Raw genomic sequence first — 20951 nt, 5'->3', positions numbered from 1 at the left:
AATAAACCTCTGCCCGTGTTGTTGCAGAAAGCGCAATGCCAAGATTATTTATTCAGCCCTTTTAATCGTCACACAAATGAAACAACCGCTCTGTAAATTGAAAGATCCTTAACTCGGAGCAACTTTTCATGTCTCACTCATTCGACCCCATTGACAACACATCCAACAATGAGCACTTCCAAGAAGTGCTTGACAATGCACTGAGCAGCCCTTCACGCCGTTCTATTTTGCGCGGCGGCTTGGGCCTGGCCTCCATGTTTGCTTTGCCCATGTTGCCCGGTTGCGGCGGCTCCTCCGCAGCAAGCAATACATTGCCCGCTTTGGCCAGCAGCACCTTGCTGAAGTTCACGCCGGTTGCCAAGAGCATTGCCGACCAAGTATGGGTTCCCGCAGGCTACACCGCCAAAGTCCTGCATGCCACTGGCGACACCATCAAAACAGGCGTTGCGGCCTACTCCAATGCAGGCACCGACGACGCTGAAAGCTGGGCCAACCGCGTGGGTGACCAGCATGACGGCACTGAGATTTTCTACATCGGCTCCAACGGCAAATCCAAAGGCAGCTACAGCTACGCATCCGGCGACAAAGCCGTGCTGGCCGTCAACAATGAAAGCTCAGCAGAAGCGCACCTGCTGCATCCGACAGGCCAAACCTCTGGCGCTGCCATCGGTAAAAAATTCGACCAGTTCGGCAGCTGGCCTTTGGGTGTTCGTCCCGCGTCTGAATCCATCAAAGAAATTCTGTCGCACGGCGTCACGCTGGTGGAAGTGAACTTGGACGCGAGCGGCAAGCCCACTGGCTATAACGCGACATCGTCCTTGAACCGCAGAATCACACCTGAGACACCCATGAATGTCACGGGCCCTGCTGCTGAGCTGGCGAACTTGAAGGCCATGATGGTCACCAAGTTTGACCCCACGGGCGCCACAACCCGGGGCACGCTGAACAACTGCGGCACCGGCATCACCCCTTGGGGCACCTTGATCACTTGTGAAGAAAACTGGGCCACCTACTTCACCATGCCAGCGGGCTCTACGGTGCCCACTGACGCCAAGTTGATCGCCTCGCGCGCACGCTATGGTGTTCAGACCACCGCCACTTCCGCCACGGCCACCACCTCGCGCACGCAAGGCTGGCACACGGTGACCGACGCAGACCCCACCTCCAGGTTTGCGCGTTGGAACGTGTCCGCATCGGGTGCCAGTGCGGCGGCTGACTTCCGCAACGAGCCACAAACCTTTGGCTACAACGTTGAAATCGACCCGGCCAATCCAAGCTCGGTGCCTGCAAAACGCATGTCCATGGGCCGCTTTGCCCACGAGGCCGCCGTTTGCGGTGTCCCTGTGATCGGCAAACCCTTGGCCTTCTACATGGGCTGCGATTCCCGCAACGAATACATCTACAAATTTGTCAGCACCAAGACCTGGGACGCAGCCGACATCGGCGGCGGCATTGCAGCTGGCGACAAATACCTCTGCGAAGGCAAGTTGTACGTTGCCAAATTCGACGCCACGGGCAAAGGTGAGTGGTTGGAGCTGAGCATCAACAACCCTTTGATCAAGGCTGCATCTTTCGGCTTCACCAGCCAAGCCGAAGTGTTGGTGCACACACGGGTTGCCGCTGACGCCGCAGGCGCCACCAAAATGGACCGACCAGAGTGGGGCGCGGTCAACCACGCCAACGGCGAGATCTACTTTGCATTGACCAACAACAATGCATCCAACAGAACGCCTGCAAAGACCGATGCTGCCAACCCCCGCGCTTACAAAGACAACGACGGACTGGGTCGTGACGGCAATCCCAACGGCCACATCATCCGTTTCAAAGAAACCAACAACATGGCAGAAGCCACCACCTTCACCTGGGACATTTTCTTGTTTGGCGCTGAAGAAGATGCGGCTGCAGCCAACGTCAATATTTCTGGCCTGACTGCAGCCAACTCTTTCTCCTCACCAGACGGTCTGTGGTTCAGCAAGTCCACCGGCATTTGCTGGATCCAGACCGACGATGGCGCTTTCACCGACGAAACCAACTGCATGTTGGTGGCCGCTGTACCGGGCACTGTGGGCGATGGCGGTGCCTTCACCGTCAGCAACACCATGACCGTGGCCAACGTTGCCACGACCATGACCCAAAACACCTTCGTGGGCGGCATCTTGGGCGAGTCACGCTTGCGCCGCTTCTTGGTCGGCCCCAAGGGCGCAGAAGTCACGGGCATCACCGAAACCGCTGACGGCAAAGCGATTTTTGTCGGCATTCAGCACCCCGCTGAAGAAGCCACAGCCTACAACGACGTCAGCAAGGGCGTCTGGCCCACCAACGCCAGCAACGGCGTGGGTGGTGTTTACGGTGCAGGCTCCCGTGCTCGTTCGGCCACCATCGTCATCACCAAAGACGACGGCGGCAAGATCGGTCTGTAATCGAGTGGACAGGTGGATTGACGGCGAGGGCTGTTGCCTCGCGTTAGCCACCTGACTGCTACAGAAGGACAAACCCACCCTCACTTGGATGATTCCTCGTGGGGGTTTTTCTTTTTTCCCATCTGCAGTTCACATGTTTTCGTCTCAAGCATTTTTAACGCGGTCATTCTCGGTGCTCGTTGTCGCATTTTTTTTGGTAGCCTGCGGCGGTTCAGGGTCAGGGCCTGATGCCACCACAGTCCCTGGCGCACAGACACCACCTGCTGACGGTGCGGTCGTACTTAAAACGCCTGTTTTGTCTTTCAACGACACGGGCCTTGACGTAACCGATGGCGTCACAAGCAACGGCAGGTGGGGTGTTGAAAGCGCAGGCATCGATTGGGAATTTTCGCTGGACCAAGGCAGCAGTTGGACGCGCGGATCTGGCGCTTCTTTCGCTGTGACAGGAGACGGCGCCAAAGTCATTTGGGTCCGCGCACGGGACGATGCCGGCAACAAGTCTGAGATCGTGCGCGTCAACTGTGTTTTAGACACGACACCACCCGCTGCTTTGGGCGTTGCCGGCCAAACCGAAGGGTTCACCAACAGCTTGAGACTCTCGGGTATAGAACCCGGTGCGCGCTGGGAGTATTCGCTAGATGAGCAACGCTCATGGGCTCCTGGTCAATGCAGCGCGCTGGGCATTTTGGGCAACAACCTGAGCCGCATCTGGTTGCGTCAATTGGACTTGGCCGGCAACGCGTCTGGCGCCCAAGCTTTTGACTTGAAAAGCCCGACACTGGTCGCCCACGAGGCGTCAGGCAACCCATTGCAACCCAGTGTTTTGACGACGGGCTTGCAGACCTATTTGATCCATGGCGTTGTGGTGCGCGGAGATGCAGACTATGTCACTTGGAACATTCCCAAGGGTCAAAAGGTGCTGTCGGTCAAACTGGTGCAGTACGTGTCGGAAGATGCGATCGCCTTTTATGCATTGCAACGCAACAAGGTGTTTGACGCGGGCATCGATGTGTCGCGCATGCTGGTTTACGGCCACATGGGACCCAGTGATTTGGGGCGCAATGTGTTGGCCAATGTGCCCAAGTCGCAACTGGGTGAAGGTGCCATGACGCTGTGGTTCCAGCAAACCGGCCCCTTACCCACTCAGTATGCGATCGAAGTGGTGTTGGCCCCTGCAGATTGATTCAACAGCCTGAATGTGGCACTGACCATTAACGAAATTGCCACTTCACACCCAAGTTCAGCCTGTTGTTTCGTGGCTCGTAAGTGCCTCTGTCCACCCCAACCAAACTCACCCAATGGACATCCGAGTCGTCCACCCAAGTCCAGCGTGCATAGGGTTCGAGTTCACCTCGACGGGTTTGGAGCTTCTGACTGATTTGAAAGTAAGCACCCTTGCGCTGGGTATTGGTCACATCTTGCAAACTGGTATTCACTTGTGACAAGCGTGACACATGCTCTCCCCACAAGAGCCAGCCTGCGTCGACTGTCCAACGCTGATCACCAAGCGATTGCCAACGCACGGGCAACCACACTTGGGTTGACAGGCGGTCATAGCCACCAAAACCCAGGCTGGTGGTGCCACGCAAAAAATTAGCATGACTGTGCAAAGCCAAGCCGACCTGCCACTGAGGTTGGGATGTGGATGCTCTGAGCGCTCGCCAGCGGGTGTCGACGTTCAGCACCGAATCCAAACGCCCCGACGGAACGCTGTTGTAAGTTTGCAAGCCAACATGCGCATCGGCCTCCAAGGTGTAGGCGCCCAAACGCCGGCTTTGCCAGTGCAAGCCCAACTCAGGGCCTTTCAAGTTCATTTGCGGTTCGCTGTAATCCTGCCATCCAGCGCTCAGCTGCCACCCTCCCAAAGGGCCATCGGTCTGCGCTTGGGCCGAACCGATAGCCCCCAAAACCCACCCTGCTGCGCAAAGGCTCAGTGTGTGAGACACACCGAACAGACCCACACACCGAACGCCGCCAACCATTGAGAACATGAAAGCCCTTTCAACACCGTCAAGCCATTGTTCTGCAAGTGTTTGACAGCTTCACGACAAAGGTCATGCAATGCATCATCTTGGGCTTTGACCCATCAGTTCGTTTTTGTCATTCAAATGACACATTGACACCCCACAATTCCATATTCATCGAATCAAAGAAACGGAATCGCCATGAAAGTCGGAATCAACGGTATGGGCCGCATTGGCCGTTTGGCCTTGCGTGCGGCCATGGGCGCAGCCGAGCGCCAACTGGACGACCCGCGCGCAGGCAACCGTCTGGAGGTGGTGCACCTGAACGAACTCAAGGGCGGCGCAGCGGCCACCGCGCATTTGCTGGCCTTTGACAGCGTACAAGGCAAATGGCGAGAGCGCATCGAGGCAGAGGGAGACAGCCAGATCCGAATAGGTGAGCGCACACTCTCATTTTCTTCTCACGCCAACCCGGCCGACATCCCTTGGGGCGACCTGGGCGTGGATGTGGTGCTGGAGTGCACCGGCAAGTTTTTGACGCCCGAAACCATCCAAGGCCACTTGGCCCGGGGTGCCAAACGCGTCATCGTGGCAGCGCCCATCAAGTTGGGCGATGTGCTGAACATCGTGGTGGGCATCAACCACACGCTCTACAACCCGGCCAGAGACCGCATCGTCACGGCCGCATCCTGCACCACCAACTGCCTGGCTCCGGTGGTCAAAGTCGTGCACGAAGCCATTGGCATCAAGCATGGCCAAATCACCACCATCCACGACCCAACCAACACCAACTTGGTGGTGGACGCGCCACACAAAGACCTGCGCCGCGCCCGCAGCGCCATGGTGAGCCTGGCCCCCACCACCACCGGCAGCGCCACGGCGATTGCCCTGATTTACCCCGAGCTCAAAGGCAAGCTCAACGGCCACGCGGTGCGTGCCCCAGTGCTCAATGCGTCGCTCACCGACTGCGTGTTCGAGATGAAACGCGAAACCAGCGCCGAAGAAGTCAATGCCTTGTTTGCCGAAGCCGCACGCGGCCCACTGGCGGGCATTTTGGGTTACGAGGAACGCCCCTTGGTGAGCGTGGACTACGCCCGCGACACACGCAGCGCCATCGTGGACGCGCTGTCCACCATGGTCACCGACGGCACGCTGCTCAAGATCTACGCCTGGTACGACAACGAAATGGGCTACGCCTGCCGCATGGTCGATTTGGCCTGCCACATGAACGAGGTGGGCATCTGAGATGAACGCGGCTGAACGCCATGACGGCATCGTCACCGCCGCAGAGCGGAACTACGGCATCGTGACCGCCGCCTATTGGGGCTTCACCCTGACCGACGGCGCTTTGCGCATGTTGGTGCTGCTGCACTTTTACAAGCTGGGTTACTCCCCGTTCACGCTGGCCTTTTTGTTCTTGCTCTACGAAGGTGCGGGCGTGCTGGCCAACCTGATCGGCGGCTGGTTGGCAACGCGCTTTGGCATTGCCCGCATGCTCACGGTGGGCTTGGTCACACAAATCATCGGCTTTGGTTTGCTCTCGGCCTTGCAACCGGACTGGACAGCGGCCATGTCGGTGGCCTGGGTGGTGCTGGCGCAAGGCATTTGCGGTGTGGCCAAAGACTTGACCAAGACCGCCAGCAAGTCGGCCATCAAGATCACCCAGGCGCAAGCCAAAGACACGGGCAACGGCCAACTCTTCAAGTGGGTGGCCTGGTTCACCGGCAGCAAAAACGCCATGAAGGGCTTTGGATTTTTTTTGGGTGGTTTGCTGCTCGAGACGCTGGGTTTTCAGGGCTCGCTGTGGGCCATGGCCGGCCTGCTCGCCTTGGTGCTGCTGGGTGTGGTGACCAGCTTGCCGCCCATGATGGGCAAGAGCAAGCCTTCTGGCTCGGCCAAAGAGTTGTTTGCCAAAAACCCGGGCATCAACGCTTTGGCCGCCGCGCGCGTGGCTTTGTTTGGGGCGCGTGATGTGTGGTTTGTGGTGGGCGTGCCGGTGTTCTTGTATTCGGTGGGCTGGACCTTCACCATGGTGGGCGGCTTTTTGGCGGCCTGGACGATTGGCTATGGCTTGGTGCAGGCGCTGGCGCCACAGATCGTGCGGCGCAGCGCCGATGGACTGAGCCATGAGGTGCCTGCAGCGCGTTGGTGGTCGGCCGTGCTGGCGGTCATTCCGCTGGGCATTGCGGCAGCCGTGTGGCTGCAAGCGCCGCAACTGGAATGGTGGGTGGTGGGGGGGCTGAGTTTGTTTGGCTTTGCTTTTGCCATCAATTCGTCGGTGCACAGCTATTTGGTGCTGGCCTATGCCGGCTCTGAAAAAGCGGCCGAAGACGTGGGCTTTTATTACGCGGCCAATGCGCTGGGCCGCTTCATGGGCACCTTGTTGTCGGGCTTGCTTTACCAATGGGGCGGCTTGTTGTACGCGCTGCTGGGCTCGGCCCTGATGCTGGCGGCGTGCTGGCTGGCCACGCTGCGCTTGCCCATGGGCCTGCTGACACACAGCGCTGCAGAAAAGGTGGCACCATGAACCCGGTATCTTTATTCAGCGTCATGGACGAGGACGTGGCCGTCAAGGCCTTGGCGGCGTTGGCGCAAAGCTCGCGCCTCAAAGTGTTTCGCGCCATTGTGGGCGCGGGGCCCGAGGGCGTTCAGCCCGGGCAACTGTCTGCAGCGCTCGACATTCCGGCCAACACACTGTCGTTTCACCTCAAAGAATTGCACCACGCAGCCTTGGTCAGCGTGCAACGCGAAGGCCGCTTTTTGCGCTACCGCGCCGACCTGAGCGCCATGCAAAGCCTGATGGACTTTTTGACCGCCCACTGCTGCCAAGGCGTGCCTTGTGGCGATATGCTCAATTTGGCTTGCGAACCAGCCCGCTGCTGAAGATGAAAGCCGAGCACAAAGGAAACTTTGTCTGGCTCTTCATCCAACTTTCATTCTTCCGTCACATAATCTGCACCTTCACTGCCCACCCACATCGCCGCCCATGCAAACCCGATCCCTTTACGCTGCCATTGACTTGGGTTCCAACAGTTTTCGCTTGGAAATTGGGCAAATGGACCTTGGCCAACTGCGCCGTGTGGAATACATCAAAGAAACCGTGCGCCAAGGCAACGGTCTGGATGCCGACCGGAACTTGACGTTGGAAGCCATGGAGCGCGGTTGGGAATGCTTGGCCCGCTTTGGTGAGCGCATTGCGGGCTTCAAACCCAGCCAGGTACGTGCCGTGGCCACACAAACCTTGCGCGAAGCCCGCAACCGGGATGTGTTTTTGGCCAAGGCCAAACAGATTTTGGGTTTCCCGATTGAAGTCATTGCCGGCCGCGAAGAGGCGCGCTTGATTTATTTGGGCGTTTCACACCTCTTGCCGCAATCTGCTGAACGTCGATTGGTGGTGGACATTGGTGGCCGTTCAACCGAGATGATTTTGGGCCAGCAGGAAACCGCCAGCACGATGGAGTCTTACCGGGTGGGCAGTGTGGCTTGGTCCATGAAGTACTTTCCGGATGGCTTGTGGACCGCATCCAGCTTCAAGGCCGCCGAAATCGCAGCCAAAGCGGTTTTGGACGAAGCCCAAATATTGTTCAGCAAGGACCAATGGGACCGCTGCTACGGTTCATCGGGTACGGTGGGCGCGGTAACGGACATACTGAGCGCCGCGGGATGGCCAGAAGGCCAAGTCACACGTGACGGTTTGGCTTGGCTCAAAGAGCGATTGATCAAAGCCCAAAAAATGGACAACCTCCGCTTGGAGGGCATCAAGGAGGACCGCAGACCCGTCATTGGTGGTGGTTTGGCCGTCCTGCAAGCGGTGTTTGAATTGTTGCAAATCAACGAAATGCACGCCGCACAAGGGGCGCTCAGGCACGGGGCTTTATACGACTTGATTGACCGTGAAAGCACGCACGATGTGCGGTCTTCGATGGTGGATTCCCTGGCGCAACGTTTTGGCGTTGACAAATTGCAAGCAGATCGCGTTTCAAAGACTGCGCAAATGGTTTTGTCGTCCTTGCTGGCCACAACGGTTGCCGGTATGGAAGGCGATCACCAGCGCTTGTTCAAAAAACTGCACTGGGCATGCCAAGTGCATGAAACAGGCATGCGCATTTCGCACAGCGATTACCACAAGCATGGCGCCTATATTTTGGACAACACCGACCTGCCCGGCTTTACTTTGGACGAGTTGCACCGCTTGAGCCAACTGGTGCTGGGGCACCGCGGCAAATTGCGCAAACTCGACTCAGAATTGGAAGACCTCAGCTTTGTGCAACAACTGATGGCCTTGCGCTTGGCGGTCATTCTTTGCCACGCTCGGCGCGACCCGGATTTGTCTGGCTTGCAATTTGAGTTCAATGCCGCACGGCGAACGGCCCAAGTGAACATCGGTGCCGAATGGGCAGAGCTTTGGCCTCAATCCGCCCATTTGCTGCGCGAAGAAAAGTCGGCTTGGCAAAAAACAGACTGGGCCTTTGGGGTGTATCTGGACTGAGTGCTGGATCACACTTGACCATGCCAACATGAGCGACAGTGTGCTTGTCAATTGATTTTTAACGGTATAAACTGTATGCACCGTTAATTTCAAGGTATACACACCATGGCACAAACCCCCTCGAACACGGCCGCTCAAAAGCGCCCTGTCACCAAGACCACCCCAGCTGCGGCAGCCCCCAAAGCTGTGAAAGCTGCGTCCAAGCCACCGGCCAAGCCTGCGACCAAGACCCCAGCCAAATCGGCCGCGCCTGTTGACAAGACGGTCATCCCTCCAGCCCCAACGGCAGCACCAAAAACAAGCACGACACCCGCCAAGCCTGCCAAGGAAAAAAAGGTCAAAGTGGTGCGTGACAGCTTCACTCTGCCCAAAACCGAGTTGCTGCAAATTGCCGACATGAAAAAACGCGCCATGGCATTGGGCGTTGAAGTGAAAAAGAGCGAGTTGATCCGTGCAGGCCTTCAAGCACTGAGCACCATGACCGACGCGCCTTTCAAGAAAGCGCTGGGCAACGTGCCCACCATCAAAACCGGCAGACCCGCCAAGGGCTGATCAGCCTCAGAGCATCTCGGGGCCCGTCACTGACATCAGCACGGTCTGGCCTTGGCCATCGCGTTGTCGGTGTCGCAACCACCACACCGACCCTTTTCGAATGGCGCAGGCCTCTTCAGGCATGCCCAGCAATTGCGCCACAACACCGCCCAATGCAGGCTGATGGCCCACCAACAACACTGGGTACTTGGCATCGGGCCAACCCGAAGTCTCCAAAATATCTTGCACCGTGGCGCCAGGTGACAAAGCATCGCGCACTTTGTACTTGCGCTTTAAGGCCTGCACGGTTTGCTCGGCCCTGACGGCTGGGCTGCTCAAAACCCGAGTCCCCTGCGGCAAATGGGCGTCCAGCCAAACCGACATGCGATCGGCCTGCTTGCGGCCCCGAGGCGTCAAGGCCCTGAGCATGTCCTCCTCACCCGACTCGGCTTCGTGGGCTTCGGCATGTCGCCAAATGATCAAATCCATGACATTCAACCTGAATAGGGGTCAGCGCTGTAACGCTGCATCAAGGCTTGCTGAGCCCCCGGCCCGGGTGCGGTCAAACCCACGCGGTGGTACTGCCCATTGGACGACAAATCCCAAGCATCTCGCCCATCGTGCAAGTAGGCGATCAGGCATTCGTCGATGATCCGCTGGCGCAATGCCGGATCTTGAACCGGCCATGCCAGCTCAATTCTGCGCGTCATGTTGCGGCTCATCCAGTCGGCGCTGGACAGGTAAAGCGATTCGGCTTGGTCGGCGCAAAAGTAAAACACGCGCGAGTGCTCGAGAAAACGACCGATCACCGAGCGCACCCGAATGTTTTCGCTCATGCCCACCACCCCTGCAGGCAGCATGCAGGCACCGCGCACAATCAGGTCAATCTTGGCGCCCTTTTGACCCGCCTCCAACAAGGCTTCGATCAGAGGCACATCGGTCAAAGCGTTCATCTTGATGACAATGCGCGCAAAATGGCCGCGCGCTGCAGCCTGCCCAACGGCCTTGATGCGGGCCTGCATGTCGGCATGCAACTGAAAGGGCGCCACCAACAGGCGTTTCATTTTGGGCAAACGACTCTGGCTGGCCAAATGGCCAAACAGTTGGTCCATGTCAGAGGTGATGGCCGCATCGGCCGTCAAGTAACTGATGTCGGTGTACAGCGCTGCGGTTCTTCGGTTGTAGTTGCCGGTGGACAAATGACCGTAGCGGCGCAATGTGCGGCCCTCGCGGCGGGTGACCAAGAGCATCTTGGCGTGGGTCTTGAGGCCCACGATGCCATACACCACCTGGGCACCAATCGCTTCAAGTTGCTCAGCCCAATTGATGTTGGCTTCTTCGTCAAAACGGGCTTTGAGTTCGACCACCGCAGTGACTTCTTTACCCCGGCGCACCGCCTCGCGCAACAGGTCCATCATGGTGGTGTCACTGCCTGCACGGTAGATGGTTTGCTTGATGGCCAAGACATTCGGGTCTTGCACAGCCTCTCGCAAAAAGGACAAGACCCCATCAAAGGTCTCAAAGGGCTGATGGATCATCACATCGCCCTGTTTGAGCCGGGCAAACACCGAGCCGTTCTGGGGCAGTTGCGCCGGAAAACTGGCTTTGTACGGCGGAAACAGCAGCTCAGGTGCGTTGACCAGGTCAATCAACTGCATCAGGCGAACCAAATTGACGGGACCATTGACGCGGAAAACAGCCGCCTCGGGCAATCGGAATTCTTTGCGCAAAAACTCCGCCAAACGAGGTGCGCAACTGGCAGACACTTCGAGCCTGACGGCTTGCCCGTAATTGCGATGCTGCAGACCTTGTCGCAGCGCCATGCGCAAATTGGCTATTTCGTCCTCGTCGACGGCCAATTCAGAGTGGCGTGTGACCCTGAACTGAGAGAACTGTCCGACCTCACGCCCCGGAAACAATTCCGACAAGTGCGAGCGGATCACGCTGGACAACAACACATAGGCCGTGCTGCTGCCGCAGACGCTCGCAGGCAATGGAATCAAGCGAGACAAAACACGAGGGACTTTGACAATGGCGATCTCATTGGACCGACCAAAGGCGTCTTTGCCCGACAACTGAACGATGAAGTTCAAGGATTTGTTGGCCACCTGAGGAAACGGGTGCGCAGGATCCAGACTCACGGGAACCAACAAGGGTTGAACTTCACGGTGAAAGTAATTGCGCACCCATTGACGCTGTTCGGCGTTGCGCTCGCCGTGCGACAAGATGCGGTAACCCTTGCGCTCCAGGGCTGGCAACAAATCGTCGTTGTACAAGGCGTACTGACGCGCCACCATGGCATTGGTTTTGTCGGCAATTTCTTGCAGGCTTTGAGACGTGTAAGGGCCTGATTTCAAACCTTGCAAACAGCCCATGACGTGGGGTTCGGCTCGGACCTCAAAAAACTCATCGGTATTGGACGAGACGATGCACAAATAACGCAAGCGCTCCAGCACGGGCACTTCGGGTCGGTGGGCCCAATCGAGCACCCGCTCGTTGAAGGCCAATATGCTCAAGTCTCGGTCAAGCAAACCCAATGAAGACTCGTCCGATGTAAACGGTTTGACAGGTTCGGCCATGGTATTTTTTAGTTTGATCAATTCATTCTAAAAACCAGGCATGTCAATTTGATGACAATTTGGTGAATCGCTTCGTCAAATTTCACATTTGTTTGACGGGCACCAAATAAGACTTAAACAAGGCGACAGTTTCAGGCCAAGCAAATTTTTCGGCACGCGCACGGGCTTGATGTCGGCCGACTTGAAGTGCATCTTCCACAGCCTGCATCAGGTTTTCGGACAGAACACCACCCAAGACTTGACCAGAACCACCCAAGACCTGTAAGGGGCCGTCGACCGGATAGGCCGCTACAGGGGTTCCACTGGCCATGGCCTCGAGCATGACCAGGCCAAATGTTTCATGCCGGGACGGAAAAACAAAGACATCTGCCGCCGCAAAAACACGTGCCAGTTGGGGGCGGGGCAAGACGCCCATCCAAATCACACCCGGATAACGGGCCTTGAGTTGGGTTTCCAGCGGACCTTCACCACACACGATGCGGGTGCCTTCAAACTTCAAATCCAAAAAGGCATCGATGTTTTTTTCGTAAGACACACGGCCCACATACAGCGCCAGTGGTCTTGGCAAGCTTTGAAACTCCGGCAAATTCAAGGGTTCTGAGTGGTAATTGAACAAACGCAGATCCACGCCGTGGGTCCAGGGTTTGAGCTTTTGAAACCCCCGAGATGCCAGCATCTCAAGAACACCTTGTGTGGGCACCATGACCCCAGACGAAGGCCCATGAAACCGGCGAAAAAGGCCGTACCCCATCCACAAGGGAATGCGCAATGCCGCTTGCAAAATTTCAGGAAACTTGGTGTGAAATGCTGTGGTGAATGACCAGCCTTTTTTGAGGCAGTGCTTTCTGGCAGCCCAGCCCAAAGGGCCCTCAGTGGCAATGTGCACCGCGTCGGGCTTCAATGCGTCCAGCATGTTGGCCAACGTTCGGTAAGGTCGGATGGCCAAGTCGATGCCCGCATAGCCTGGACAGCTTCGTTTGTTGAACTGACCAGGGTGGATGACCGAGACATCCACTCCCAACGGTCCCAACTCTTGAACCAATTCGTGCAGCGTAGTGACCACGCCGTTGACCTGCGGATGCCATGCATCGGTGATCAATGCAAGCCTCATGGCTGCAAAACTTTCATAGATTTGGCCAGCGATAAAACGCCCGCCTGCCCGCCCCAATGGATGATTTCCAGTCGTCCATCAGCATGTTCGACCAGCGCTGTTCGGCTTTCTACCCAATCCCCATCGTTGCAGTACAAAACACCGTTCACATCTCTGATCTCAGCGTGGTGAATGTGGCCGCACACCACACCGTCATAACCGCGCCGCTTGGCTTCCTGGGCGACAGCCACTTCAAAGTCACTGATGAAGTTCACAGCTTTTTTGACCTTGAGCTTCAAATACGCCGACAAGGACCAGTAGCCCCAGCCCATGCGTGCCCTGACTGTGTTCAGATGTCGGTTCAAGCGAAGGGACAATTCGTAGAGCCAGTCGCCTGTGTAAGCCAACCATTTCGCGCATTGAATGACCCCGTCGAAATGGTCTCCATGCACGACCCAAAGCTTGAGCCCTTTGGCTGTGGTGTGGGTGGTGTCGTGAAGCACTTCAACACCGCCAAAAGCATGACCGACAAAATGCCTTGCAAATTCGTCGTGGTTGCCCGGTACGTATATCACGCGACAACCTTTACGTGCACGGCGCAGTAATTTTTGCACCACATCGTTGTGACTTTGCGGCCAAAACCAACGCCTGCGCAACTGCCAGCCGTCAACGATGTCACCCACCAAATACAACACGTCGCTGGGGTGATTTTTCAAGAAGTCCAACAGGGCTTCAGCCTGAAAACCGGGCGTACCAATGTGCAGATCAGATATGAAAATCGCCCGCAGACGTTGGCGGTCTGGGGGCGTTTCTTCATCGTCCTGGTCGTCTGCTGCCGTGGACAGCATCTGTCGAAGTGGGTACGGCACCTGAAAGTCTTGCTGTGTCACCGGGCTTTTGAGAGCGCCTAGGGATACAAGCTGGCTTGCTGGCGCAGTCATTGGGCACCTGATGCAAAGTGTTTTTTGTAGCGTGCAGGCAAATCTGCGGTGCGCATCATCATGGGCAAATCTGCGGTGTTGAAATCCGGATCCCAAGCAGGCGCGCCCAGCACTTTGGCACCCAATCGAAGGTAACCCTTGATCAGCGCTGGCGGTTCGATCGACAGGTGGTGGTCCAGCTGTTCAACCGGCAGCGCCAAGCGGGGGCGCACATGGAACTGGATATCGGCCAAATGGCTATGGCGTAACTGGTGCCAAATGCTGGCGGCCACATCGCCGGTGACCACGCCGTTGTGCAGCATGGGAATGCTGGCACACCCGATCATGGTGTCCAGGCGGTTGCGTTCCATGAATTCAAACAAAGCGCCCCACAAGGCCATGATCACCCCACCGTGGCGGTGATCCACATGCACGCAACTGCGTCCCAACTCGACCATGCGCTTGCGCATGCCGCGCAAACGGGTCAGGTCAAATTCGGTGTCGCTGTAAGTGCTGCCAATGCGCTTGGCCTGCACAGGTGTCAACACCCGATAAGTTCCAATCACTTGGCCTGTGGCCGTGTCGCGCACCAACAGGTGCTCGCAGTAGTCATCGAACACATCGATGTCGTGGCCCTCGATGGTCTTGGGCAGACGCGCACCGAGTTCGGTGGCAAAAACAGAATACCTCAGGCGTTGCGCTTCACGAACTTCGTCTTGATGTTGCGCCCAGCTGACCTGAATGGTGCTTTGCACGCGGCGAGGCAAGAGGTCAATTTGGGCTTGATGTAATCTTGGATGAAGTGACCCCCTGGGCAACTGGACCGGCGACAAATCAAAAGTGGGGTTGGGGATTTCTTTCATGGCACACGCTCCTTGTCATCAATGAGACGATGGTGCGTGGCGAACGTGTCAAGAAAATGTCTTTGGCGTGAAAATTACGTGACGCACAGGGCGGCGACCGATTGCATCAAACCCTCGAGCTGATCGAGCGCGTCTTGAATCGTGATCTCAAACCAACCGTCTTTTTGACCCAAGTCATCCCATATCCTGAGCTGAATCGCCTCGGCAAAAAATGCCTGGCTTTCAAAATCAACACACTCGTCTTCACTCAGGTGGCCGCCTTGGTGGGTCAAACTTTTTAGGCTTTGTGGCGACAGTTTTCGTGCGTAACTGGCACGCGTGGTGACCAAGTACCGTTTGGCCAAAACATGCAGGCGCACAGGCTCAGAAACGGCCAGGCCAAACAAGGGCTCTAAAAGCCTTGAACCCAAAGCGGCATGACCTTTGACAGCCGGACCTGTTGGTGGGGCACTTGGGTGTGACCACAAGTGGCCTATGTCGTGCAGCCAACTGGCCAACTGCAATTCCAAACTCGCACCCGACTTTTCTGCCAGGCGGCCGCACTGCCACGCGTGCGCCAAATGGGTCACACGCTCACCCGAATGAATGCGGTGAGCTGCTTGGCGGTAGAGACCGATGATGTCTGCGGTACTGAAATGCATCGCAGCATTCTGAGTGTGTGAGATGTCAAATGGATGACAGATTGCCTTGTTCTTTTCAGGTTTTCTGACAACGACTTGCGGTAAGGTCGCTGCTTTTACAGGAGCCTTCATGATCTTAGAACTCGCCGACTTCCGCATTCATGCCGGTCAGCAAGCCGCGTTTGAAAAAGCCATCGAACTGGGCCTGAGCACCGTGGCCTGCAAAGCCAAGGGTTACCGGGGCGCCAAAGTCAACCGATGCATTGAAAACCCCGAGCGTTTTGTGCTGCAAATTTTTTGGGACACCTTGGAAGACCACACCGTGGGCTTTCGCGAGTCAGCGCTTTTTACCGAATGGCGTGCCATCGTCGGCCCATTTTTCGCGGCACCGCCCCACGTTGAGCATTTCGAGTTGACCTACGCCTCTGCTTGATGGCGTGATCAGTCGGCTTGGTGGCCTTGCACCAAGCGCGACAAAAGGTGCACAAATTGGCTTTGCTCTTGCGGGGTCAGCGGACTCAGGATTTTTTCCTGAATCCGCGCCACATCTTTTTGAACTTGGCCCAGGGCCTGCACACCTGCGGCGGTGACCACCAAAAGTTTTCGTCGGCGATCGTTCGGATCGGCTTTTCGCTCAACCCAAGCTTTGGCCTCCAAACGGCCAATGACCGATCCCGATGTCGCAGGGTCAAACGCCACCCGTTTGGCCAAACTCACTTGGTCTATGCCCGGACTGTCCAGCAAGGCATTCAAAATCGCAAATTGAACCGGCGTGATATCGGCATCGGTCAACTGTTCGGCAAAGATGGACACCGCGATTTGCTGAGCGCGACGAATCAAATGTCCTGGGGTGGCTTGAAGATCAATACTTTTGACTGGGTTCATAAGTTACCGGGGTGACTAGAGGGTCTGTTGGGTTTCAAAAGATCGGATTAACATCCAACGTCCATTTTTTTGAAAGCACGTCATGAGCTTTGTGTTTCCACCTTCTCCGCCTGTTTCGGTGCCCGTATTGGGCAAAACGGAGCGCTTTCCGGTTCACCGCATTTACTGTGTTGGGCGCAATTATGAAGAGCACGCCAAAGAAATGGGCTTCACCGGCCGTGAGCCGCCCTTCTTTTTTCTCAAGCCCACGGACAGCCTCGTGGTCGTCGAGGCTGGCCAAACCGGCTCGATGCCCTACCCCAGCTTGACCCAGAACCTGCATCACGAGATTGAATTGGTGGTGGCCATTGGCAAAGGCGGTCGCAACATCTCGGCAGCCGACTCGATCAAGCACATTTACGGTTATGCCGTGGGCTTGGACATGACGCGCCGCGACCTGCAAAACGAGATGAAAAAACAAGGCCGTCCCTGGTGCATTGGCAAAGCGTTCGACCACTCTGGCCCCATCGGTCCCATCACACCGATGGGTCAAACCAACGACATCAACAACGCCGAAATCAGCCTGCAAGTCAATGGCGCTGACCGCCAGCGCAGCCACATCTCCAAGCTCATCTGGAGCGTGGCTGAAACCATCGAACACCTGTCGGCGGCGTGGGAACTGCAAGCCGGCGATTTGATTTACACCGGCACCCCAGAGGGCGTCGCTGCGGTGGTCAAAGGCGATTTATTGGTCGGATCGGTGGCAGGCCTGTCGCCATTGCAAATCAAGATGGTTTGATCACCAAGCCCAGTCAATGGGCCTCTGAGAAACATGAATAAAAGTGCTCAAAATCAATAAAACATAGTGTTTACCCTATGTTTTCACATTTTAACTTGCAACATAATTCATGTTTTATCTTTAAACCGACCGAGCGGTTGGTTTAACATGGCATGGTTCGAACACCCCACAGGAGACAAGCTCATGAAAAAAATTCTGCAACAAACGGCCTTGGCCGCAGGCCTGATGGCCGTTGGTTTTGGCGTTCACGCCCAGACCATCACCCTGAAGGTTCACCACTTCTTGGGCCCACAAACCATTCAGCACACCACCATGCTGGGCGACTGGTGCAAAAACATTGCACGCGACTCCAAGGACCGCCTGAAATGTGACATTTTCCCAGCCATGCAGTTGGGTGGAACACCGGTCCAGCTTTACGAGCAGACCCGTGATGGCGTGGTGGATGTGGCTTGGACTTTGCAAATTCACACGCCCCGTTTGGCCAAGTTGGAAGTGTTCGAATTGCCCTTCATGATGACCAATGCCGAGGCCACCAGCCGTGCAGCTTGGGACTTTGCACAAAAGTTCGCCCAAGACGACTTCAAAGATGTGAAGATGCTGGCCATTCACGTACACGGCCCAGGCAACATCTACACCAAAGCCAAGCCTGTGACCCAAATGGCAGATTTGAAAGGCATGAAAGTTCGTGCCCCCACTCGCCAATCCAGCCGCATGCTGGCCCTGATGGGTGCGACACCCGTGTCCATGCCTGTGCCTCAAGTGCCTGAAGCTTTGTCCAAAGGCGTCATTGACGGTGCTGTGATTCCTTACGAAGTGGCGCCCAGCCTGAAAGTCAACGAGTTGACCAACTTCACGGCCGAGACCGATCGCACTTACAACGCGCTGTACACCACCGTGTTTGTGATGCCCATGAACAAGGCCAAGTACGACTCGTTGCCTGCCGATCTGAAAGCGGTGATTGACAAAAATTCGGGACGCGAACTGTCTGCCTTCATGGGCAGAACGCAGTCGGGTCACGATGTTGTCGGTAAAAAAGTTTTTGAAGCCAGCGCGAACCAAAAAATCAGCATCATTCCCAAGGCTGAGCTTGAAAAATGGAAGAAAGCGACCGACAGCTTGGACGACGCTTGGGTGGCTGACATGACCAGCAAAGGCATGGATGGCAAAGGCATGTTGCAAAGTGCTACTGACTTGATCAAGCAGTACACCAAGTAAGCACCAGCCCCGCATTCAAAAAGAGCAGGAGCACCTCCTGCTCTTTTTTTGTGAGCCTTCCATGGCGGTCTATTGATTTTTTTAAGCGCAACGGTCATGCACCCAACCACCTGCGAACTTTGACTTCACCATGATGTTTTCTAAAGCCCTTGAGCGAATCGCCTTGATGTGCAGCCTGCTGGGAGGGCTTGTGTTGACTGCTGTCATGCTCATGACCTGCTACAGCCTGTTTGGGCGCAACGTGTTGGGCTCGGCGCTCATTGGTGACTTTGAATTGACCGGGGTAGGCGCTGGCGCCGCCATTGCTTTGTTCATGCCGCTGTGTCAACTCAGGCGCGAAAACATCATCGTCGACTTCTTCACCGCCAAATGCACGGAATCCACCTTATTTCGCTTGGACAGATTAGGCGATGCCTTGATGACTGTGATATTTGCTTTGTTGTCTTGGCGCTGCGGCTTGGCTGCCATCAACGCCAAAGAAACCATGGGGGCATCCATGCTCTTGGGCTTTCCTGACTGGATCGTGTTCACCAGCATGTGCATTCCGTTTGGCATCACTGCGTTGATTGCAGCCGCGCAAGCCACTCAAACTGTCCAACATCACAGGGCCGTGTCATGACACCCATCAGTTTGGCTTTGATGATTTTCGGCATCATGCTGTGCCTGATGGTGATCCGTGTTCCGATTGCAGGCGCCATGTTCTTGGCGGGCACGGCCGGCTTTGTTTTGCAAACGGGTTTCACGCCCTTTTTGAACTTCTTGAACAACCTCGCCTTCGCGCGATTGGCCAACTACGATTTGTCGGTGATCCCCCTGTTCATTTTGATGGGGCACTTTGCAACGCAAGGCGGCATCAGCAAAGCCTTGTTTCAATTTGCTGCAGCGGTCATGGGCCGCTTCAAAGGCGGATTGGCCATGGGGGCTGTTTTGGCCAGTGGCGCGTTTGGTGCCATTTGTGGCTCTTCAGTGGCCACCGCAGCCACCATCACGGGCGTGGCTTTGCCCGAAATGAAACGCCACGGCTACTCGGGCCGCTTGTCCACCGGCACTTTGGCCGCTGGGGGCACCTTGGGCATTTTGATTCCACCCTCTGTGCCTTTGGTGATTTATGCCATCTTGACGCAGCAAAACATCGCCAAATTGTTTGCCGCAGCCATGTTGCCAGGGATCATCGCCATGGTGGGCTACATGATCGCCATCGCGATTTATGTGCGACTGGTTCCGGGCCAGGCGCCCGACCAAGAAGAGCGTGAAAAACTCACCTTTCAGTCTCTGCAAGGCATTTTGCCCATCGCCATGATTTTTGTGGTCGTCTTTGGCGGTATCTATGGCGGCTTGTTCACCCCCACCGAAGGTGCCGCCGTGGGTGCTGCATCCACGTTTCTGGCGGCGCTCCTCAAGCGCGAGTTGACTTGGTCCAAGTTTTTGCATTGCTTTCACGCCACCGCGCTCAGCACGGCCATGATTTTTCTGATTTTCATGGGCGCGGATGTGATGAATGCGGCTTTGGCCAGGACGCAAGTACCCGGCCATTTGGCCGAGTTGGTGGTGTCCATGAACTTGGCTCCTCTGTTGGTGGTTTCAGGCATCTTGCTGCTGTACGTGGTCTTGGGCGCCGTCATGGACGAGTTGTCCATGTTGCTGCTGACCATTCCGATCTTTTTCCCGATCATCATGAAGCTGGACTTCGGCATGACGCCAGAACACACCGCCATTTGGTTTGGCATCATGGTCCTCATGACGGTTGGCTTTGGCATGCTGGCACCGCCCGTGGGCCTGAATGTGTACGTGGTCAATGGGATGGCCAAGGATGTGCCATTGAGCGAGAGTTACAAAGGCGTCATGCCATTCCTGATCAGTGACACCCTGCGCACTTTGTTGCTGCTCTTTTTCCCGGGAATTTCTTTGTTTTTGATCCAATACCTGACCTGATGTCAAACTTCACTTGAACGAAGCCCCAAAGCAACAAAGCTTGGGGCTTTTTTTTCAAAGAATTGGTTAGACTTCAACTTACTACCCAGATCATTTTTTGATTGCCCCTTGCCATGATGTTTGACCGCACCATTCGCCATTGCCGCCAATGCGGCGCTCTGGTGGCTCGTCGCCTTCCTGATGACGGTGACACCAAGATGCGGGCAATATGCACTGCCTGTAACACGGTGCACTACGAAAACCCCCTGAACGTGGTGGGCACCGTACCCCACTGGGGCGACCAGGTCCTGCTGTGCAAACGCAACATCGAGCCGCGCAAAGGCAAGTGGACCTTGCCCGCAGGCTTCATGGAGCTGGGCGAATCCACCTCAGAGGGCGCTGCCCGCGAGACGACCGAAGAAGCCGGGGCGCAGTTCATCATGGAAGACTTGCTGACCGTGATGAGCGTGCCCCGCGTGGGCCAGGTGCATTTGTATTACCGGGCGCGCTTGACCAGTGATGTGTTCGACCCCGGCCATGAGACCATGGAGGCGCGACTGTTCACAGAAGCAGAAATCCCTTGGGAGGAATTGGCTTTTCGCACCGTCAAGGAAACGCTGGAGCACTACTTTGCCGACCGCCGTGCGGGTCAGTTTGGCACGCACGCGTTCGACATTGCCTGAGCG

General features: G+C 56.4%; 21 protein-coding genes. 13 read left to right on the top strand and 8 right to left on the bottom strand.

Annotated features, from left to right (window positions below):
* Positions 1–128: 128 nt before the first annotated feature.
* Together Q1M54_RS04125 and Q1M54_RS04120 are read left to right on the top strand one after the other, a co-directional pair.
* The gene (locus Q1M54_RS04125) at positions 129–2420 is read left to right on the top strand and encodes an alkaline phosphatase PhoX (RefSeq protein WP_019425386.1); all 2292 of its coding nucleotides are present in this window, start codon (positions 129–131) and stop codon (positions 2418–2420) included.
* Positions 2421–2715: 295 nt separating this feature from the next.
* Complete coding sequence (locus Q1M54_RS04120; protein WP_300554304.1) at positions 2716–3603, top strand: hypothetical protein; 888 nt, start codon at positions 2716–2718, stop codon at positions 3601–3603.
* A 28-nt stretch (positions 3604–3631) separates the two neighbouring features.
* Here the strand turns inward: Q1M54_RS04120 and Q1M54_RS04115 are convergent, their stop codons facing one another.
* Positions 3632–4411 carry a hypothetical protein gene (locus Q1M54_RS04115; protein ID WP_133176064.1) on the bottom strand — a complete coding sequence of 260 codons (780 nt, stop codon included), beginning with the start codon at positions 4409–4411 and terminating at the stop codon, positions 3632–3634.
* 174 nt (positions 4412–4585) lie between these two features.
* Between Q1M54_RS04115 and Q1M54_RS04110 the strand changes: the two genes are divergently transcribed.
* The 5 genes from Q1M54_RS04110 to Q1M54_RS04090 all read left to right on the top strand — a co-directional run bounded on the left by Q1M54_RS04110 (position 4586) and on the right by Q1M54_RS04090 (position 9425).
* Positions 4586–5629 (top strand): ArsJ-associated glyceraldehyde-3-phosphate dehydrogenase, encoded by a 1044-nt coding sequence (locus Q1M54_RS04110; protein WP_019425389.1) that lies wholly within the window; start codon positions 4586–4588, stop codon positions 5627–5629.
* Between the two features lies 1 nt (position 5630).
* Complete coding sequence (gene arsJ / locus Q1M54_RS04105; protein WP_019425390.1) at positions 5631–6911, top strand: organoarsenical effux MFS transporter ArsJ; 1281 nt, start codon at positions 5631–5633, stop codon at positions 6909–6911.
* A complete protein-coding gene (locus Q1M54_RS04100) occupies positions 6908–7267 on the top strand; it encodes a helix-turn-helix domain-containing protein (protein ID WP_026039212.1) in 360 nt (119 codons plus the stop codon). Before arsJ ends, Q1M54_RS04100 begins: the two co-directional genes overlap by 4 nt.
* Positions 7268–7370: 103 nt before the next feature.
* Positions 7371–8873, top strand: coding sequence for an exopolyphosphatase (gene ppx, locus Q1M54_RS04095; protein ID WP_300554292.1), 1503 nt, complete (start codon positions 7371–7373; stop codon positions 8871–8873).
* A 105-nt stretch (positions 8874–8978) separates the two neighbouring features.
* Positions 8979–9425, top strand: coding sequence for a hypothetical protein (locus tag Q1M54_RS04090; protein WP_019425393.1), 447 nt, complete (start codon positions 8979–8981; stop codon positions 9423–9425).
* A 6-nt stretch (positions 9426–9431) separates the two neighbouring features.
* On the opposite strand, the gene Q1M54_RS04085 is transcribed toward Q1M54_RS04090, so the two are convergent.
* The 6 genes from Q1M54_RS04085 to Q1M54_RS04060 all read right to left on the bottom strand — a co-directional run bounded on the left by Q1M54_RS04085 (position 9432) and on the right by Q1M54_RS04060 (position 15497).
* Positions 9432–9893, bottom strand: a complete 462-nt coding sequence (locus Q1M54_RS04085) for a histidine phosphatase family protein (RefSeq protein ID WP_026039214.1) — start codon at positions 9891–9893, stop codon at positions 9432–9434.
* Between the two features lie 5 nt (positions 9894–9898).
* Positions 9899–11983 (bottom strand): polyphosphate kinase 1, encoded by a 2085-nt coding sequence (gene ppk1, locus Q1M54_RS04080; RefSeq protein ID WP_019425395.1) that lies wholly within the window; start codon positions 11981–11983, stop codon positions 9899–9901.
* 82 nt (positions 11984–12065) lie between these two features.
* Entirely contained in the window at positions 12066–13094 is a 1029-nt protein-coding gene (locus Q1M54_RS04075) for a glycosyltransferase family 1 protein (protein WP_019425396.1), read from the bottom strand.
* Positions 13091–13921, bottom strand: coding sequence for a UDP-2,3-diacylglucosamine diphosphatase (locus Q1M54_RS04070; protein ID WP_300554555.1), 831 nt, complete (start codon positions 13919–13921; stop codon positions 13091–13093). Before Q1M54_RS04070 ends, Q1M54_RS04075 begins: the two co-directional genes overlap by 4 nt.
* Before the next feature lie 89 nt (positions 13922–14010).
* Positions 14011–14856, bottom strand: a complete 846-nt coding sequence (locus Q1M54_RS04065; RefSeq protein ID WP_300554283.1) for a GNAT family N-acyltransferase — start codon at positions 14854–14856, stop codon at positions 14011–14013.
* 74 nt (positions 14857–14930) lie between these two features.
* Entirely contained in the window at positions 14931–15497 is a 567-nt protein-coding gene (locus Q1M54_RS04060; RefSeq protein WP_300554281.1) for a phosphohydrolase, read from the bottom strand.
* A gap of 109 nt (positions 15498–15606) precedes the next feature.
* On the opposite strand from Q1M54_RS04060, the gene Q1M54_RS04055 reads away from it, so the two are divergent.
* On the top strand, positions 15607–15909 hold the full coding sequence (locus tag Q1M54_RS04055) for an antibiotic biosynthesis monooxygenase (protein WP_300554279.1): 303 nt from the start codon (positions 15607–15609) through the stop codon (positions 15907–15909).
* 8 nt (positions 15910–15917) lie between these two features.
* Here Q1M54_RS04055 and Q1M54_RS04050 read toward each other — a convergent pair whose 3' ends face one another.
* On the bottom strand, positions 15918–16361 hold the full coding sequence (locus Q1M54_RS04050; RefSeq protein WP_300554276.1) for a MarR family winged helix-turn-helix transcriptional regulator: 444 nt from the start codon (positions 16359–16361) through the stop codon (positions 15918–15920).
* Positions 16362–16443: 82 nt separating this feature from the next.
* Here Q1M54_RS04050 and Q1M54_RS04045 point away from each other — a divergent pair, with 82 nt between their 5' ends.
* The 5 genes from Q1M54_RS04045 to Q1M54_RS04025 all read left to right on the top strand — a co-directional run bounded on the left by Q1M54_RS04045 (position 16444) and on the right by Q1M54_RS04025 (position 20948).
* The gene (locus tag Q1M54_RS04045; protein WP_300554273.1) at positions 16444–17139 is read left to right on the top strand and encodes a fumarylacetoacetate hydrolase family protein; all 696 of its coding nucleotides are present in this window, start codon (positions 16444–16446) and stop codon (positions 17137–17139) included.
* 183 nt (positions 17140–17322) lie between these two features.
* Positions 17323–18354, top strand: coding sequence for a TRAP transporter substrate-binding protein (locus Q1M54_RS04040; protein WP_300554271.1), 1032 nt, complete (start codon positions 17323–17325; stop codon positions 18352–18354).
* Positions 18355–18484: 130 nt separating this feature from the next.
* A complete protein-coding gene (locus Q1M54_RS04035; protein WP_300554268.1) occupies positions 18485–18973 on the top strand; it encodes a TRAP transporter small permease in 489 nt (162 codons plus the stop codon).
* Positions 18970–20286, top strand: a complete 1317-nt coding sequence (locus tag Q1M54_RS04030; RefSeq protein WP_019425405.1) for a TRAP transporter large permease — start codon at positions 18970–18972, stop codon at positions 20284–20286. The genes Q1M54_RS04035 and Q1M54_RS04030 overlap by 4 nt, the downstream gene beginning before the upstream one ends.
* Positions 20287–20399: 113 nt before the next feature.
* Positions 20400–20948 carry an NUDIX hydrolase gene (locus Q1M54_RS04025; RefSeq protein ID WP_300554265.1) on the top strand — a complete coding sequence of 183 codons (549 nt, stop codon included), beginning with the start codon at positions 20400–20402 and terminating at the stop codon, positions 20946–20948.
* The last annotated feature ends 3 nt before the right edge of the window (positions 20949–20951 follow it).

Source organism: Limnohabitans sp. Rim8 (assembly GCF_943326455.1).
Taxonomy (GTDB): domain Bacteria; phylum Pseudomonadota; class Gammaproteobacteria; order Burkholderiales; family Burkholderiaceae_C; genus Limnohabitans_A.
The sequence above is the reverse complement of the archived record's forward strand: the minus strand, read 5'-3'. Positions and strand labels throughout refer to the sequence as shown.

Bases quoted from the DNA above. Each gene is read 5' to 3' on its own strand.
- Q1M54_RS04125 (WP_019425386.1), top strand. From the start codon at position 129: ATGTCTCACTCATTCGACCCCATTGACAACACATCCAACAATGAGCAC.
- Q1M54_RS04115 (WP_133176064.1), bottom strand. From the start codon at position 4,411: ATGTTCTCAATGGTTGGCGGCGTTCGGTGTGTGGGTCTGTTCGGTGTG.
- Q1M54_RS04110 (WP_019425389.1), top strand. From the start codon at position 4,586: ATGAAAGTCGGAATCAACGGTATGGGCCGCATTGGCCGTTTGGCCTTG.
- arsJ (WP_019425390.1), top strand. From the start codon at position 5,631: ATGAACGCGGCTGAACGCCATGACGGCATCGTCACCGCCGCAGAGCGG.
- Q1M54_RS04100 (WP_026039212.1), top strand. From the start codon at position 6,908: ATGAACCCGGTATCTTTATTCAGCGTCATGGACGAGGACGTGGCCGTC.
- ppx (WP_300554292.1), top strand. From the start codon at position 7,371: ATGCAAACCCGATCCCTTTACGCTGCCATTGACTTGGGTTCCAACAGT.
- Q1M54_RS04090 (WP_019425393.1), top strand. From the start codon at position 8,979: ATGGCACAAACCCCCTCGAACACGGCCGCTCAAAAGCGCCCTGTCACC.
- Q1M54_RS04085 (WP_026039214.1), bottom strand. From the start codon at position 9,893: ATGGATTTGATCATTTGGCGACATGCCGAAGCCCACGAAGCCGAGTCG.
- ppk1 (WP_019425395.1), bottom strand. From the start codon at position 11,983: ATGGCCGAACCTGTCAAACCGTTTACATCGGACGAGTCTTCATTGGGT.
- Q1M54_RS04075 (WP_019425396.1), bottom strand. From the start codon at position 13,094: ATGAGGCTTGCATTGATCACCGATGCATGGCATCCGCAGGTCAACGGC.
- Q1M54_RS04070 (WP_300554555.1), bottom strand. From the start codon at position 13,921: ATGCTGTCCACGGCAGCAGACGACCAGGACGATGAAGAAACGCCCCCA.
- Q1M54_RS04065 (WP_300554283.1), bottom strand. From the start codon at position 14,856: ATGAAAGAAATCCCCAACCCCACTTTTGATTTGTCGCCGGTCCAGTTG.
- Q1M54_RS04060 (WP_300554281.1), bottom strand. From the start codon at position 15,497: ATGCATTTCAGTACCGCAGACATCATCGGTCTCTACCGCCAAGCAGCT.
- Q1M54_RS04055 (WP_300554279.1), top strand. From the start codon at position 15,607: ATGATCTTAGAACTCGCCGACTTCCGCATTCATGCCGGTCAGCAAGCC.
- Q1M54_RS04050 (WP_300554276.1), bottom strand. From the start codon at position 16,361: ATGAACCCAGTCAAAAGTATTGATCTTCAAGCCACCCCAGGACATTTG.
- Q1M54_RS04045 (WP_300554273.1), top strand. From the start codon at position 16,444: ATGAGCTTTGTGTTTCCACCTTCTCCGCCTGTTTCGGTGCCCGTATTG.
- Q1M54_RS04040 (WP_300554271.1), top strand. From the start codon at position 17,323: ATGAAAAAAATTCTGCAACAAACGGCCTTGGCCGCAGGCCTGATGGCC.
- Q1M54_RS04035 (WP_300554268.1), top strand. From the start codon at position 18,485: ATGATGTTTTCTAAAGCCCTTGAGCGAATCGCCTTGATGTGCAGCCTG.
- Q1M54_RS04030 (WP_019425405.1), top strand. From the start codon at position 18,970: ATGACACCCATCAGTTTGGCTTTGATGATTTTCGGCATCATGCTGTGC.
- Q1M54_RS04025 (WP_300554265.1), top strand. From the start codon at position 20,400: ATGATGTTTGACCGCACCATTCGCCATTGCCGCCAATGCGGCGCTCTG.